The sequence below is a fragment of the Paenibacillus sp. EKM211P genome, assembly GCF_011066175.1.
In the GTDB taxonomy this organism is placed as follows: Bacteria; Bacillota; Bacilli; order Paenibacillales; family Paenibacillaceae; genus Paenibacillus; species Paenibacillus polymyxa.
On record NZ_JAAMNS010000002.1, the window covers coordinates 612,174 to 628,552 of the forward strand.

Here is a 16,379-nt window from a genome sequence, read left to right on the forward strand (position 1 = left end):
CCCCTCTGTAAATTCATTTTGTAATTAATAAACCTGCTCTTTGTAGAAAAATCCGAAAGAGAGTTCCCGTTCAGGGTCTTGAAGACGGCGAACCTCATCCAGCCAGCTTTCATCATAAACATAAGCATCCGGGTCGGCTGTATAACTATCTATTGCTTTACGATAAGCACGGACAACTGCCTCATTGTATGCGGTAGGTTTCAACAAGCCCTCGATTTTAAAGCTATGCACACCCGCCTCCATCAAAATATGCAGGTCCTCCATAATACAAAAATCATCCGAACTCATAATATGTGTCCCGTTGATATCTTCATAAATCGGGAACTTCTCTTCCTGCCGCTCCGCTTCAATCAGAAACAAACCACGTCCTCTGCCAAGATCACCTTCTACCGTGCGACCCTGGTGCAGCATATAGCTTTGAACAAGCTTACGCTTGGAGTGATAAATATTAGTCATTCCATGTACCTGAACCTGTGCTTCTATATTCAACTTTGGAATCATTTCCGTAATTTCATCCATACTGAGCTCACGAGCCAAGATGACACGTGATGCCCCTTTTTCGCCCCAATAGTTGGCGGTTGCGAAGTTGGTAGAAATCATCTCTCCGTTCCAGAAAAGTTTCAGATGAGGAGCATGTTCCTTCACCGCCATGAGCACTGCTGGATCGTTAAACTCAATGGCGTCTATGCCGCATTCAGCTATGGTTTGCACATACTTCGGAAGAAGTGGCAATAGCTCGTTCGTCATCAAATTCGTCATAGATACATATACCTGTGCGGCATGCTTCCGTGCTTCTTCCACAACCTCACGGATTTGGTCCGGTGTAAAATTTCCTGGCAACCGCATGCCAAAGCGGTCATCTCCAATCAGCAATGCATTAGCTCCAGCCTCCAGCATATGGCGGGCATCCTCCGGAGAGCTGGCAGTTGCCAGCAGTTCGGGTTTGTAAGCCATAGGCTCACCTCCTAATTTGTCTTACGGTTACTTACCTGAATGTTATGCAAATGATCTTTATACGTTTTGGCAAACAAATGTTTATGTGTTCCATCTTTTTTGGTCACATAAAATAAATAATCTGTAGATTTCGGCTGTAGAGCCGCCACTACTGATTTCAGACTGGGACTTGCAATCGGTCCTGGTGGAAGTCCTTGATGTATATACGTATTATAAGGACTTTCTACAGCCAAATCCTTGTAATACAGTCGTTCCTTTTGCTTGTCCAGCATATATTGAACTGTAGCATCAATTTCCAGCTTTTTATCCTGTTGAAGACGGTTATAAATAACGCCAGCTACGATAGGCCGCTCATCGTCTACAACCACCTCACGCTCTACCAGAGAGGCAACTGTCAGCAGCTGATGCAGTGTTTCACTGCGTTGCTGCAGCCCGGCATCCAGGTCAGAAATGGTATCCAGACGTTTTTGCGTCTGCTCCAGCATCGTCTGAATGATATCCTTGGTTGTGCTTCCCTTTTTCAGTTCATAAGTTTCCGGGAAAAGATAGCCTTCCAGCGCATAGCGAAGCCCCGCCTGCTTTGGTATGTCCCGTACCAGCGGGACGTCAAAAGCGGACGGATCGTTGGCTAGCTGCAAAAATTGCTGCCGGTCTGCCAGTCCTTCCTTTTGCAGCTTCTCAGCCATCTGTCTAATCGTAAAACCCTCCGGGATTGTAAAACGGATCATTTCCTCTTTGACTACGTCCCCAGCCGATAGCTTGGCAATCAGCTGATCAAAGGTTGCGCCAGGCTGCGCTTCATATTTTCCAGCCTGAAATGCGTTTCCTTGCTGTTTGAATTTTACATAAGCCTTAAACACGAGCGCATTACGTATAAGTCCCTTTTGCTCCAGCGTATCTGCAATAGCCGATGTTCCCGTACCCCTTACCACCGTAAAAGCAACGGGTTGTGTTTTCGGCTGAACAGGCTGCATGGCATTCCATATATAGAGGATTGCACCTCCCGCTATACAAACAAGCACGAGAAGCAACGTAAGCATCCTTGTCCTTCGCTTCACATCCACCCAACTCCTTCACAGCCAAAAAGGGCGGACTGGTCCGCCCTTTCAGGTTTGATCTGCTCGTTATCCAGACTTACAGCTCTTCCGGCAACGTACATTCGTCGTACAGCTCAGAAATATCTTCCCACTCATCATCATCTTCAATGGTGGTGATGGAGATTTCGCCGTCTGTGGATGAGCTTACATGATATAATTCATGTTCGCCAGCAGCAGCACCAGGTCTACGCAATACGGCGTACCGTTGCTCGCCTACCTTGAACTCTGCTTCCAACTCCATGCGTATTGCATGACCCTGTTCATCCTGCAACTCTACATCGCCGTCAAATGCTTCCTTCAAATCAGAGGTCCAGCTCAGGTCTTCACGTGAATAGCTCGTCATTTCCCGTCTTCCTCTTCTTCTTCCTCTACAAATGTATTAAAGGTCTCTTCGACGATTTCCCATTCGGCATCGTCTTGGATCACAAACAATTTAATATCATCGCCTTCTTCTTCGTAGCGGAAGGCGTACACATCGGACTCATCAGCTTCAGGGTCCACTGGCGCAACCATCATGTACTTTGCTTCGGAACCATCTACCTCAAACTTCATAATGACCTCGAACTCTTCCTCGTTGCCCTCGTCATCGGCAATATAAATAATTTCCGGCTCTTCTTCCATACCCAATTGATTTTCAGCCATTACGAAATCCCCCTCACCTTGTACTGTGTGCGTCCAAATAATTTTGCAAGATCAGGCTTGCGGCCAGTTTATCTACCACCTGCTTGCGTTTTTTGCGGCTGACGTCGGCCTCCAGAAGCGCACGCTCTGCCGAACGCGTCGTCAGCCGTTCATCCCAAAGGTGAACGGGTAAACCCAGTAACTCTTTGAGCCGGTTCGCAAACTCAATGCAAATCTCACCGCGTGGACCCACGGTTCCGTTCATATTTTTCGGCAAGCCTACAACAACCTCACCAATTTCATGTTCACGAACCAAATTTGCAATTTTACCGAACTCGCTGTCGTCACCGCGTCGTTCTATGACTTCCAATCCTTGGGCGGTCCAGCCGAAGGCATCACTTACGGCGACCCCAATTCGGCGATCCCCGTAATCCAATCCCATTACTTTCATGCCTGTCTCCTAACGATGCTTAGCGAGATAGAAACGAACCAGCTCTTCAATCAATTCATCGCGTTCTTTTTTACGCACCAGGCTTCTAGCATTATTATGCCGCGGCACATAAGCCGGATCACCGGATAGCAAATACCCGACGATTTGATTGATCGGATTGTATTCTTTTTCTACCAACGCATCATATACGGTCAACAAAATCTCCTGAGCAGAAGCTTCCTTCTCATCCGCCTTGACATTAAATTTGACCGTTTTGTCCATGGAATCCATTGTTGACACCTCGCTTCCACAAAACATGTGTACATGTTTATGCCAGCTTATTCTTTTATATCATACCATAAGCAAAGCCCTTCAAGGAAATGTCTAAGTCCGTTTTTTTCCAAAAATCCGCAAAAATTATCGAACTTTATCCTTGTGAGGCTGCTGACACCAATTCATGCGCACGTTGAAGTGCTTCGTCCAGCTTGCTGGCATCCTTACCCCCGGCTTGCGCCATGTCAGGTCGTCCGCCGCCACCGCCGCCGCATACGGCCGCAATTTCTTTCACGAGCTTACCTGCATGAAGTCCCGTCTTGGTATGCTCAGCTGGGACAACAACGACAAAATTAACTTTGTCGTCCATTGCAGCGCCTAGCGCCAGCACAGCTGCAGGGAGCTTACTTTTCAGCTCATCAGCAATCGCACGCAGTGCATCCATGCTGGAGGCCTGCACGCGTGCAGCCAACAACTGCACTCCGCCAGCTTGCACGACTTGATCAGTCAGCTGACCCGCCTCAATAGCGCTCAGCTTGCTTTGCAGTGATTCATTTTCACGACTGAGGTCTTTAATTTGTTGCTGCAAAGATTCGATGCGTTTTGGCACCTCGGACAGCTTGGATTTAACAAGCCCAGCCGACACCTTCAACAACTCTAATTGACCTTCCATATACTCAAAACCAAAACGTCCGGTCACTGCTTCAATACGACGTACACCTGACCCGATGCCGCTCTCGCTGACAAGCTTGAACAAACCAATTTGCGAAGTATTGCTGACATGACATCCTCCGCACAGTTCGATGCTGTAATCGCCAACCTTAACGACCCGTACGATATCACCATATTTCTCACCAAACAGTGCCATCGCTCCAAGAGCTTTGGCTTCGTCAATCGGTTTCAGTTCAATCGTCACATTCAGTTGGCTCCAGATGGCACGGTTAACCCGCAGTTCAATATCCGCCAGCTCTTCTGGGGTAATGCTACCAAAATGGGAGAAGTCAAAACGCAGACGCCCAGGTTCTACCAAGGAACCCGCCTGATTGACATGGTCACCCAGCACTTCTTTAAGCGCTTTGTGAAGCAAATGCGTAGCTGTATGGTTTTTCTCAATTTCTCCACGTGAAGCTTGATCTACTTCAGCTTTTACCGTATCGCCTACGTTCAGCTCACCAGCCTCTACAACGACTTGATGCACATGCTGACCTTGCGGCGCCTTGAACAGCCCTTCAACCTTCGCGGTTACTGTTCCGCCACGCAGTAAGCCATGGTCACTGACTTGCCCGCCGCTTTCGGCATAGAAAGGAGTCACATCCAGCACGACCTGACAGGACTGTCCTTCACCAACACTCTCCACCAGCATATCATCATATACAATTGCCACAATTTTGGACTCAGTTACGAGGTCATTATATCCAACAAAATCACTTTTAACCGCCAGATCAGACAAAGCTCCGCCCTGAATCTTCATGCTGGCATTATCTTGATGAGCATCGCGCGCACGTTGACGCTGTTCCTGCATCGCTTCATCAAAGCCTTCACGGTCTACTTTCAAGCCCTGCTCGTCCGCATAATCCTCTGTGAGGTCGAATGGGAACCCGTACGTATCATACAGCTTGAAAGCATCTGCTCCGCTAATAACGTTGCGGCCTTCGGCCTTTGCCTGAGCACTGATATCAGCCAAGATAGCTAATCCGTCAGTCAATGTTTCATGGAAACGCTCTTCTTCTGTTTTAATCACCTTGATGATGAAATCACGCTTGTCTACGACCTCAGGGTAGTATACGCCCATGATATCCCCAACGGTTTCCACCAGTTCAAACATAAATGGACGGTTCATGCCCAGCATTTTTCCATAACGAACAGCCCGGCGCAGCAAACGGCGAATGACGTAACCCCGTCCTTCATTGGAAGGAAGTACACCGTCACCAATCGCGAAAGCAACAGTACGAACATGGTCAGCAATGACCTTGAGAGCCACATCACTGTCCACATTCTCGTTATATTTAACGCCTGCCATCGCAGCCGTTTTCTGGATTAGTGGCTGGAAGATATCCGTATCAAAGTTGGAATCCACATTTTGTAAAATGGATGCAAAACGTTCCAAGCCAGCCCCTGTATCAATATTTTTATTAGGAAGCGGCGTGTAGCTACCATCTTTGTTATGGTTGAATTGCGAGAATACCAGGTTCCACACTTCCAGATAACGCTCATTTTCTCCGCCCGGATACATTTCAGGGTCCGTCATGTCGCTGCCGTAGGCTTCGCCACGATCATAAAAAATTTCCGTACAAGGTCCGCAAGGTCCTTCACCGATATCCCAGAAGTTATCTTCCAGTTTGATGATACGTTCAGCCGGAAGTCCAACTTTTTCGTTCCACAGCTTGTACGCTTCCTCATCCTCAGGATATACCGTTACAGCCAGACGTTCTGGATCAAAGCCGATCCATTTCGGGTCTGTCAGAAACTCCCATGCCCATGTGATGACTTCTTCCTTAAAATAGTCGCCAATGGAAAAGTTGCCGAGCATTTCGAAAAACGTGTGATGACGGCGGGTTTTACCGACATTTTCAATGTCGTTCGTCCGAATACATTTTTGCGAATTGGCGATACGTGGATTTTCTGGTTTTACACGTCCGTCAAAATAAGGCTTAAGCGGCGCCATACCCGCATTAATCCACAGCAGGGAAGGATCTTTATGCGGAACAAGCGGTGCGCTTGGTTCAATCACATGCCCTTTGCTTTCAAAAAACTCCAGCCATTTGGAGCGGATTTCACTAGCTTTCATATAAGTAGCCTCCTAATTATGGTGTCACTGGTTTCTGGCACAGGCCATAAAAAATAGAAAAACGCCCCTGAACGGATCAGGGACGATTGTATCGCGGTACCACCCTGGTTATCGCCGTCCCTTCTGTACGAAATGCTACATGTGCAAGCGCACACCAACATCTGCTAACGGACGATCGATCGCCTTGTTTTCACTGGTAACGGGAGCATCCCGGCGGGTTCAGCCCGCACTCCGAAATGAGCTTTCCCTACTGGATAAACACATTTAAACATACTCAATTCAGTATATCCGTGTCATTTAGCCGTGTCAACGCGATTTCAGACAGCATGCATCCGGGATATAGACGAAATCAGATCGTTTTTCGCTTCACGTAATATGCAAAAAAATGCTGAAGCCCTACCTTCAAAACCGCCATCACAGGAACTGCCAAGATCAAGCCAGCAATTCCCGCAATTTCCCCACCGACTAGCAGAGCGAAAATAATGGCTAGCGGATGCAGATGCAACGTTCGTCCCACCACCTGAGGAGAGATTACATTACTTTCCAACACTTGAATACAGGCATTAACGACTACGACTAAAAGTACCATTTTTAAGGAAACCGTAGAAGCCATAATTACCGCTGGTGCAGCGCCCAAAAAGGGACCCAAATATGGGACAATATTAAAAAGAGCCACTACTCCGGCCAGCAACAGCGCATAAGGCATGCCAATCAGCATATATCCAATATACGCCATCACGCCAATAATGACGCACACCAGCAATTGGCCCCTGACATAGTTGCCAAGCGCCTGATCGATTTCCTTAAGTACTGATACAATCGCCTTACGACGAGAACGCGGGAGATAAGATACAATCGTCCGTTCAAACACGTCAAAATCCTTTAAAATATAAAAAATAAGAAAAGGGACAATAAACACATTGAACAGCATGTTGATCATCCCACCAATGTTGTCCATAAAGGTAGAAATCCCAGTAGCCATCCGATTCTCCAGTTGGAAAAACCATTGATTCATCCCCGTTCGCACCCCTTGGGGTAAAATACCGCTGTCCATATTCGTCATTAGTCCCTGTGCATGCATGGTCAGCTCAGGCAGATGCTCATTCAGCTCATCCAGTTGTTCAATGAACATTGGAATCAGATTCATCAGGATCACAATAAGACTGGCCAAAAACACAGCATAAATGAGCAGTACAGCTACACTACGAGGCACCTTTCGACCGCCCAGCATACTGACTATAGGATTAAGTACATAGGAGATGATCATCGCTACCGCAAACGGAGCAATGATTGTTTTCAGAAATTCATACAAATGCAAAAACAAAGGTCTCAGCAGCCAGATAAAATATAGAATGACAAGTCCCAGCAGCGTCCATATGCCGTACCGGAACAGTCTACTTTTCGTTAATTGGTCCATTTTGTGCCCCCTTACCGGACTAGCCTCCTTTAAGTATATGCCTGTACCTCTAGTTTAATCCTTCCCGCCAGTCTAAGGTGTTCCATAAATAACCACTGTGAAAAATTGATGAAAATGGATGAAAACAATAAACAAAGCCATTCGATCTGACGATATAAGTACAAAGCACTATCCTAAGCTTTCACATTTCTGAAACATCGGGGGTCGTTACATGAACTTAAAAATGAAGCTTATTCTTCTTTTCACTTGCATTGTAATCGTTGCAGCCGGGCCTTTATCCGTCATTAGCATGACAAGCGTTAAAAATCAGGCCAATCATGATATCCAAGAGCTTATGAACAGCAAAGCTTCCGAAACCGTGAATCAGCTCGACGGATGGACAGGCGGCAAAGCTGAAATTATCGAAACATTAGCTGCGAGTCTGGAATCCAGTGATATTTCATCAGATGCCAAAATAGCATCTCTGAAAGCAGCTTTCCAAAACTATAAGGATCAAAATATTTCCAACATTTATGCAGGCTATGAAGATGGTTCTTACTGGGATGGATCTGGCTGGTTTGAAGCAAATTATGATCCTCGCGCTCGCCCGTGGTACAAGGATGCCAAAACCAAGGGAGAAATGTATTATTCATCACCTTACACTGACGCAGGCAGTAATGACTTCACCATTTCCATCGCTAAACCGCTCAAGGATGCCAACGGCTCTATCACCGGGGTAGTCAGCGAAGATATTATGCTCAACGATATGACAAAAATGATTCAAAGCATAAATCTGAACGGATTGGGCTACGCATTTCTGATTGACCAAAAGGGAGTCGTAATCGCGCATCCAGATAACAAGCTGGCTGGCAAAAACCTCAAGGAAACCCCCGAGTTAGGATCATCGACCGCGACCCTGCTCAGCGCAGCTTCGGGAAAAACAGAATATAGCTACAATGGCAGTGACCGTCAGCTTTATTTTAAAAAGATGCCTAGCACAGGCTGGATTGTAGGCCTATCTATTTCTAAAGATATTGCTTTTCAGGAATATTACTCCACTCGTAATCAGTTAATTATTACTGTTGCTATCATTTTAGTTGCTGCTATGCTGCTGGCGATCTGGGCGGCAAACAACTTTATCAAGCCGATTCGCAGACTCCAAGCAAATGTCAAACGGATAGCTGAAGGCGATATGACCGCTCGTGTGGATATTAAGGGTAAAGATGAAATTGCCAGTCTGGGGACAGATTTTAACCTCATGTCAGACAATCTCTCTCACCTGTTGCGCAAGGTATCAGATACAGCTAGCGATGTCAGTTCCGCTTCCCATGATATGCATCAACACGCCAAAGATACAGGAACCATTGCCTCACAAATCTCCAGTGCAGTACAGGAGCTGGCTCAAGGAGCGAGCGACCAAGCTGAGGCCGTATATTCCGGTTCTGAGAAGCTGACACATATGACAGGATCCATCAACCAGATTGGCGAAAGTGTCAAACGGACCCAAACTGCTGTATTCGAAACAGATTCTGCCGTGCTGGCTGGGTATGAAACAGCAGAGCGTCAAGCGAAACTGGCAGCCGAGTCCAGACAAACGACCACTGCGGCAGGAGAAGCAGTAGATTCACTTACGCTGAAAACCCAGGATATTGGACGGCTGGCTGGGGCCATCCACGATATCGCCGCACAAACAAACCTACTAGCCCTCAATGCATCCATCGAAGCGGCACGGGCCGGGGAACACGGACGAGGTTTTGCCGTCGTCGCGGGAGAAGTCAGAAAGCTGGCCGAACAAGCGGGCAACTCCAGTGACAGTATCATGAGTAAGCTGGAGGAAATTAAAATTGCGGGAGTACAAAGCGCAGAGGAAATGAAGAAGGCTCTTGCTGTAACTGTAGAACAGGAGCATGCTGCCATTGCAACGAGACAGGCGTTTGAATCCATACGTGGCGCTTCTCAGCACATGCTTGCCCAAATTGAGGACGTTTCTGCTGCAGCAGATCATCTCCGTGTGAATGCCGGACATATTTCCGATGTCATCTCTAGCGTTGTCGCTGTTTCTGAGCAAAGTGCAGCATCTACCGAGGAAGTAGCTTCCTCAGTACAAGAACAAGGTCATGCTATGAACAATATTGCCGACCTTTCTGCCAAACTTGATTCTCATGCAGATCTTCTATTGGAAGAGGTCAAACGCTTTAAATTGTAGAACTAGCCATCTTCGCAAAATAGGATATAAAAAAGAGGGTGCCCCCAGGCCAAAAGGCCTTTCGGGACACCCTCTCCATTTTTTATTAAGCATGATCCAACCCACTAAGCTGTATTTTAAGCAATAGGTGGGAGATCACACCTCTTCGTAAACAGCCTGTCCACTTTCCGAATCAAGCTTAGGAAGAAGCGTGAATTTGCGGCAAGTCCTGTTGTGCCATCTCATCTCCAAAGAATAAGTCGTCGAGCGAACTGAGCGTTCCATCCTCTTCCACTTGGTAGACAGACATTTTTTCACCATTCACTTGAAGTTCGATAAAGCATCCCCAGCAATAAAATTGATGGGAGCCAATTTTTCCGATATCTTTGGAATTACAATTCGGACATCTCAATAAACTCACCCTATCCATTAACAGAATATATGGCTTTTTCCAGACGCTGCTCGCTTAACGGGGGAACCATAACAGCATTTTCCCCGATGGACATATCTTCGGTGCAGGGCAGCCATTTCCGCCCTTCTATAATATCCGATACAAAACCATCGCTGATTTCCAAGCCTATTATGTTATTGCCCATTTCCTGGTCAAAATAAACATCCGAGATGTGCCCGAGCATAAGCCCTTCCTCTGTTAGCACGGATAAATCCTTCAGTTTACCAGGTCCAAGCAAGTACGTATGTTGTATATCATGGGCCTCTGTTTTACGGACGGCCTGCTGATTGCGAATCATGATCGCATCCTCACCATAGGCAACGATGTCATCCCAAGCCACCATTTTGACATGAGATGAAAAAAGACCTTTACCTTCTAGCTCAATCCCTGTAATTCGCCAATCAGCTGTCAACATAAAGTCATGTATTTTACCAATCTGCTTCCCGTCCTCGACATCGAAAACAGCAAGTCCGATCATGTCTTGAAGCTTCATATATCGGGTCCCTCCTCATTCTGCAATCCGAACGAAGGTGCGGTCCTTTTCCTACATGCCTGTCAGACCTTGCTTTTCGTTCATGCAATGAAATGGAAAACCGCCCCTCCCTTCTTACTAAAATGCGGAGAAATCCCTAGTTCCTAGTACGCAGCCGCTTCCATATGGTTTCAATTTTCTTGGCCGTGTATTCCATTTCTTCCGTAGTATTACCCAAACCGAAGCTAAACCGAATCGCTGAATTCAAAACATCCTCAGGAAGATCCATCGCCTGCAATACATGCGATAGCTCTAGAGACCCCGAAGTGCAGGCTGACCCGCTGGCCGCTGCGATTCCTTCCATATCGAGATTCATCAGCATGGTCTCTGTACCAATGGCCGGAAAGCTAATATTTAGCACATTAGGCACAAAATATTCAGGATCACCGTTAATTATAAACTCATGGCTACCCAGAGAGCCTTCCAACGCTTTTAGCAACGTTTGGCGAAGAGCCATATCGTGTGCTCCTCGCTCCTCAATGGAAGCATTGGCAAGAGTTACGGCTTTAGCCAGCCCAGCAATGCCGGCGATATTTTCTGTTCCGGCACGCCGTTTCTTCTCTTGAAGCCCCCCATGCATTAGCGGCTGAATGCGTGTACCCTGACGGATATACAATGCACCCACCCCTTGCGGTCCGTTAATCTTATGGCCAGATACACTAAGTAAGTCAATCGGGAGGTTCCCGCAGTCGATGGATATATGCCCGAAGGCTTGAACTGCGTCTACATGAAATATAATTCCATTCTCTCTCGCAATCTGTCCTACTTCTTGAACTGGCTGAATGACGCCCACCTCATTGTTGGCATACATCATGCTGATCAAAAAAGTATCCGGGCGAATAGCTGCCTCAATATGCGCAGGATTCACACGCCCAAAACCATTGACCGGGATATAGGTTACCTGGTATCCCGCTTTTTCCAGCTCATCGCAAGCATGAAGCACGGCGTGATGTTCAATCGCGGTTGTAATAATATGGCCGGAAGTACGACCATCTGCCGTAGCCGTCCCAAACAGGGCCAGATTATCACTCTCTGTCCCTCCGCTCGTAAATATAATTTCTTCAGGCTTGCAGCCCAAAGAGGCCGCAACGGCATCCCGCGCTGCGCTGACGGTGCGCTTGGCATCACGGCCAAAGGCATGAACGCTCGAAGCGTTGCCGAATTGGCCGGTCATGATATCCATCATAGTCTGCGCAACCTCAGGATGCATAGGAGTCGATGCGGCATGATCCAGATAAATTCTGTTCATGTTATCCACCTCAAATATAGAACATCTTGTTTTTAGTATTGCCGAAGTTCCATTATATACTTCTTTATTGATATAATGCACTTTAAAAGTTTTTGTAAGAGCATTTCAACTGCAAGTATTCACGGAGACCCCCTTGATCCGATTATCGGTGTAAGAAGACAGATACCTCGCAGAGGTCGTACTATAAAAAGCTTTGGCCAAAGCTCAAGCTGCTTATGACGAAATCAAAAAAGGGATTGGTCCGTAAAAAATAACTCTCAGACATGCTCAAGCTTGGTAATTTACAGGATAGACAATTTTAATGTATTTTATATAGAATTAAAGCCCCATATAATGGGGCTAAAACGTTTGATAAACCAAGATCTTTCTCGTTATATACATAATTGGAAATCAAATATAAAACATGTAGTTATCCAATTCATCATGTTCTTGGTATGTGATCAAGTCCTTGAGTGTAGTTGAATCCAGCACTTCAGCAATGCTGTCACGAATTCGCAGCCAGAGCTGGCGTTTTGCCGGATCGTCTTCTTCCGTAAAATCAACTGGAGAAATCGGGCCTTCCAGCACACGAATGATGTCTCCTGCTGTTACGCCTGACGGTTCATTCGCCAAAATATAACCGCCATAAGCACCACGGATACTTTTTACCAAACCTGCATTACGCAAAGGCGCAATGAGCTGCTCAAGATAATGCTCTGATAGCTGATTTTTTTCGGCAATACTTTTTAAAGAAGTTGGACCTTCGCCAAACCTGGCCGCAAGCTCCATCATAATGGTCAGGCCGTAACGGCCTTTCGTTGATATTTTCAATTGTGGCACCTCGCTTATATTAACAATTCCGTTAAACACGCGGAATAATTGGAGTTGTAAACCTCTCTATTCCGATCCTAACCCTCAGCTTATGTTAACATATTAGGGCAGGTAAAGGGAAACATTACGGTAACAATCTTAAAAAAAGTTGCTTTCGAGCGATTAGCAACAGATTTAGCCCGTTTTATGTAGCTTTCTTGCATCGTTCGCCGTGTCGTTTGTTCATCCAAACATCGTAACTTATTATCGTTTATGTTACAATAGGTGGGTTCTACAACAATATTGAAAGAATTGGGTGATGACCATGGCTAAAGCCAATCATGAAACCCGTGTCGTCGTCGGCATGTCCGGTGGCGTCGACTCATCCGTTACCGCGCTGCTGCTAAAGGAGCAGGGCTATGACGTAATCGGCATCTTCATGAAAAATTGGGATGACACGGATGAATTTGGCCGTTGTACGGCTGAAGAGGATGCGGAGGATGTGCGCCGCGTCTGTGAACAGATCGACATTCCTTACTATACAGTCAATTTTGAAAAAGAATACTTCGATAAAGTATTCTCCTATTTTCTTGATGAATATAAAGCTGGACGCACACCCAATCCAGATGTCATGTGCAACCGTGAAATTAAGTTCGGCGAGTTTCTGAACAAAGCGCTGGATTTGGGAGCGGATTATGTTGCTACTGGACATTATGCACGGGTTGTAGAGGAAGACGGCCGCTTTACTTTGCTGCGAGGTGTGGACAGCAACAAGGATCAGACTTATTTCCTGAATGCATTAAGCCAAACACAGTTGTCGCGAGCCATGTTCCCGATCGGTCATCTGCCGAAACCAGAAGTGCGTAAAATCGCAGAAGCTGCGGGACTTTATACAGCCAAGAAAAAAGATAGCACGGGCGTATGCTTTATCGGCGAACGCAATTTTAAGGAGTTTCTGAGTGGATATCTGCCTGCAAAAGGTGGAGATATGGTGGATATTGCTACGGGTGAAGTCAAAGGACGCCACGATGGTCTGATGTACTATACACTGGGTCAACGACAAGGCTTGGGCATTGGCGGCTCAGGTTCAGGCGAACCATGGTTCGTAGCAGATAAGGATCTGGAGAAGAACATCCTGTATGTGGTACAAGGTGATCGTCACCACAGCCTGTATTCTACCAGCCTGATTGCCACGGATGTAAACTGGATTGAAGGCGCAGATGCACGTCCATCTGGCGAATTCCGCTGCACAGCCAAGTTCCGTTACCGTCAGCCTGACCAGCAAGTCACTTTACAATGGCTTGCGGATGGAACTGTGCATGTCGTATTTGATGTACATCAAAAGGCCATTACTCCTGGACAAGCTGTTGTATTTTATGACGGGGAACGTTGTCTGGGTGGGGGAACTATTGATAAGGTTGAAAAACTTCAGCCTGAAACGGTTTGAATGAATGACAATTAACATTGAATAGCCCTAATAAAAAAGTCGTCTCTCCTGATTTGGGAGGAGCGACTTTTTTCTGTTACATGTTTTTAGCCATAAGTCGAAGGGAATTGGTGATCTGCTCTTTATTATGTCTATCATGCTGAACAAACATTTCCTGTAAAAAGGTTTCCAAAGTATACAGGCTATTAGGAATTGGACGCACAAAAGCCGATTCTGGAACCGTTTAGAGTTTCGCAATCATTCGCTTACGCTGAGCAATAGCTTCATTTAGCATCATGTGGTTTCATATTTCTACCGAACGCTACAGATGAGTCGTTGAATGCCTGTACAACGGGATGTTCTTTGAGCGTGACTTGTCCCTTATCAATTATCTGTATAAGCGTCTTAGTGAAGCTTTTGTCCCAGCCCATAATATGACTGACCATATCTTGAATCGACCATGTACCTGCTATGGGTTCACAAAGTAACTCATCTGAGTACGGAGATAAAGCATTAGCATGGATAAGGACTTCTAAAAAAACACTAACTTATTCCCTCTGTAATTCTTTCAACTATTTCTTTATCAAAATCGTCGAGTTCAGACATTAACTGCTCGTACTGTTTTATAGATTCAGAAGTGTTCAATACTCGAAGCACGGCAATACTATAGTGTCCAAGCGTATCAATACCAAAAAGCTTATTTACCTTAGGGTCTCTGAACTGGCTAATATGTCTCAATTTTTCGATTATTTTCTCATTGCATAGTTTCTTTTTAGCGATCTGACTCATTGCATTCAACTGTACCTGATTATGCTGGATATCCAAACATTCCACCAATTGATCGTCGCCTATTTTTCCCTCTCGTATTTCTTTCGATAAAGTAAGTAGCTTCATTTTGTTATCTCCCATCAATCTAGTTTAACTGGCCCATAATTCTCTAAAAGATACTGCCGTTCATCCCTGTAATTGTTCCAAAGGTGTTCTGCAAGGTCCTTATTTCCAATCCTCTCTGCTTCTTTTATCTCGACCATGTAGGCTCTAAGTTCCATAATAATCCTATTTTTGAATTCATATGTTACATCCAGACTAGGAAAACCTTTAGCTTTATCATCAAGAAAATGTTGGTACTCATGCCGCAGTGCACTAATTGAAGCATCCTCATATATATTTAATTGCCCAGGCTTCCCTGATCCCTTGGGGGCATACGCCATAATGTCTCTATCTAGAATCCTAACTTCAACTCCGGCTCCTTGCGTATTCTTAATAATGGTACTCCACTCTTCTGGATGAGAAAGTCGTCCGGGACCATATATATCCCTAAATGGATCAGCATCATTCTTACCTAACATCGTATCAGATAAACGATTCGAAGTCCCTTTAACTTCAATAGTAGCCCCAGATTTCACCTCATATTTTAATGACGAGCCCAATCCAATCTTAGGTTTAATTACCGAACTGACTCCCCCAAATATTCCCGCTGTACCGATCATGTTAGCCCAATGTTCCTTTGACCATGCATTTGTAGGAAACATTGCTTCTCTGATTGTTCCATGTACACCAAAAGTCCAGAAGTTAAAAAAATCATTCCCTGAATCAAACTGCTTGGATGCACGCTCTGCATATCCTTGATACAAACCTTTCGGAATTCCAAACGTCCAATAGTCTAAAAATCCACCTACAGAGTCATAGCGTTTTTCGTACCTGTCCTCCGCAGCAGCCATAAAATCCTCACCAAGCTCTACCAAACTATCTGCTGATTTTTCCAAAGCATTTCTAGTATCTGGAGTAGGGATAGCACATGAATTAGGTGGTGGTGGTAAGCAGCTTGAATCAATATTACCTGCTTCCAGCAAATCAGCTAACCTGAATTTATCCGCATGACGACGCAATTCTTTTGCAATAGAATCTGTCAGTGTAACAAAGTCATTCATATTCTTCTGAGATGTTTGGAAACTATAATAGAACTGCTCTTTGGTCACTCCATCCCAGAATCGTTCCATAGATGAAATTTGTTTTATTAAATTGATATTCATTTGGGTCACTTTTTGCTGTGCAAGTTCGAATTGCTTGGAGATAGTCATAAGCTGCTCAGGTGTTACTTTAATAGTTGTCATATTATACCTCTGTTGAGAGTTCGTCATGACATAATAACACTCTTCAAATTTATGGAGAACCATCTTAATTCCTA

Annotated in this window: 16 protein-coding genes; 2 read left to right on the forward strand and 14 right to left on the reverse strand. The window is 45.5% G+C overall.

The features are described 5' to 3' along the window. Positions 1 to 24 precede the first annotated feature (24 nt). From G9G57_RS05690 to G9G57_RS05725, 8 genes are all read right to left on the reverse strand, one after another. Complete coding sequence (locus tag G9G57_RS05690; RefSeq protein ID WP_090738510.1) at positions 25 to 954, reverse strand: peptidase U32 family protein; 930 nt, start codon at positions 952 to 954, stop codon at positions 25 to 27. 11 nt (positions 955 to 965) lie between these two features. Then, entirely contained in the window at positions 966 to 1,994 is a 1,029-nt protein-coding gene (gene mltG, locus G9G57_RS05695) for an endolytic transglycosylase MltG (protein WP_013372604.1), read from the reverse strand. A 94-nt stretch (positions 1,995 to 2,088) separates the two neighbouring features. Continuing rightward, the gene (locus G9G57_RS05700; protein WP_013372605.1) at positions 2,089 to 2,394 is read right to left on the reverse strand and encodes a DUF1292 domain-containing protein; all 306 of its coding nucleotides are present in this window, start codon (positions 2,392 to 2,394) and stop codon (positions 2,089 to 2,091) included. Beyond that, entirely contained in the window at positions 2,391 to 2,693 is a 303-nt protein-coding gene (locus G9G57_RS05705) for a DUF1292 domain-containing protein (protein WP_013372606.1), read from the reverse strand. Before G9G57_RS05705 ends, G9G57_RS05700 begins: the two co-directional genes overlap by 4 nt. Positions 2,694 to 2,706: 13 nt before the next feature. Further along, complete coding sequence (gene ruvX / locus G9G57_RS05710; RefSeq protein WP_016819084.1) at positions 2,707 to 3,123, reverse strand: Holliday junction resolvase RuvX; 417 nt, start codon at positions 3,121 to 3,123, stop codon at positions 2,707 to 2,709. A gap of 9 nt (positions 3,124 to 3,132) precedes the next feature. Further along, a complete protein-coding gene (locus G9G57_RS05715; protein WP_007431624.1) occupies positions 3,133 to 3,393 on the reverse strand; it encodes an IreB family regulatory phosphoprotein in 261 nt (86 codons plus the stop codon). A 136-nt stretch (positions 3,394 to 3,529) separates the two neighbouring features. After that, a complete protein-coding gene (gene alaS / locus G9G57_RS05720; protein WP_164964635.1) occupies positions 3,530 to 6,163 on the reverse strand; it encodes an alanine--tRNA ligase in 2,634 nt (877 codons plus the stop codon). 349 nt (positions 6,164 to 6,512) lie between these two features. Beyond that, entirely contained in the window at positions 6,513 to 7,580 is a 1,068-nt protein-coding gene (locus G9G57_RS05725) for an AI-2E family transporter (RefSeq protein WP_164964636.1), read from the reverse strand. 211 nt (positions 7,581 to 7,791) lie between these two features. Here G9G57_RS05725 and G9G57_RS05730 point away from each other — a divergent pair, with 211 nt between their 5' ends. Further along, positions 7,792 to 9,765 (forward strand): methyl-accepting chemotaxis protein, encoded by a 1,974-nt coding sequence (locus tag G9G57_RS05730; protein WP_164964637.1) that lies wholly within the window; start codon positions 7,792 to 7,794, stop codon positions 9,763 to 9,765. 178 nt (positions 9,766 to 9,943) lie between these two features. Here the strand turns inward: G9G57_RS05730 and G9G57_RS05735 are convergent, their stop codons facing one another. From G9G57_RS05735 to cymR, 4 genes are all read right to left on the reverse strand, one after another. After that, the gene (locus G9G57_RS05735; RefSeq protein ID WP_013311529.1) at positions 9,944 to 10,156 is read right to left on the reverse strand and encodes a hypothetical protein; all 213 of its coding nucleotides are present in this window, start codon (positions 10,154 to 10,156) and stop codon (positions 9,944 to 9,946) included. Positions 10,157 to 10,166: 10 nt separating this feature from the next. After that, the gene (locus G9G57_RS05740) at positions 10,167 to 10,688 is read right to left on the reverse strand and encodes a PRC-barrel domain-containing protein (RefSeq protein ID WP_013372611.1); all 522 of its coding nucleotides are present in this window, start codon (positions 10,686 to 10,688) and stop codon (positions 10,167 to 10,169) included. A 136-nt stretch (positions 10,689 to 10,824) separates the two neighbouring features. Beyond that, the gene (locus tag G9G57_RS05745; protein ID WP_164964638.1) at positions 10,825 to 11,976 is read right to left on the reverse strand and encodes a cysteine desulfurase family protein; all 1,152 of its coding nucleotides are present in this window, start codon (positions 11,974 to 11,976) and stop codon (positions 10,825 to 10,827) included. Positions 11,977 to 12,366: 390 nt separating this feature from the next. Next, on the reverse strand, positions 12,367 to 12,786 hold the full coding sequence (cymR, locus tag G9G57_RS05750; RefSeq protein WP_013372613.1) for a cysteine metabolism transcriptional regulator CymR: 420 nt from the start codon (positions 12,784 to 12,786) through the stop codon (positions 12,367 to 12,369). 304 nt (positions 12,787 to 13,090) lie between these two features. Here cymR and mnmA point away from each other — a divergent pair, with 304 nt between their 5' ends. Then, positions 13,091 to 14,212, forward strand: a complete 1,122-nt coding sequence (gene mnmA / locus G9G57_RS05755; protein WP_025365607.1) for a tRNA 2-thiouridine(34) synthase MnmA — start codon at positions 13,091 to 13,093, stop codon at positions 14,210 to 14,212. Between the two features lie 522 nt (positions 14,213 to 14,734). On the opposite strand, the gene G9G57_RS05760 is transcribed toward mnmA, so the two are convergent. Next, entirely contained in the window at positions 14,735 to 15,085 is a 351-nt protein-coding gene (locus G9G57_RS05760; RefSeq protein WP_016819093.1) for a hypothetical protein, read from the reverse strand. Positions 15,086 to 15,099: 14 nt separating this feature from the next. Next, positions 15,100 to 16,305 (reverse strand): WXG100 family type VII secretion target, encoded by a 1,206-nt coding sequence (locus G9G57_RS05765; RefSeq protein ID WP_045244584.1) that lies wholly within the window; start codon positions 16,303 to 16,305, stop codon positions 15,100 to 15,102. Between the last annotated feature and the right edge of the window lie 74 nt (positions 16,306 to 16,379).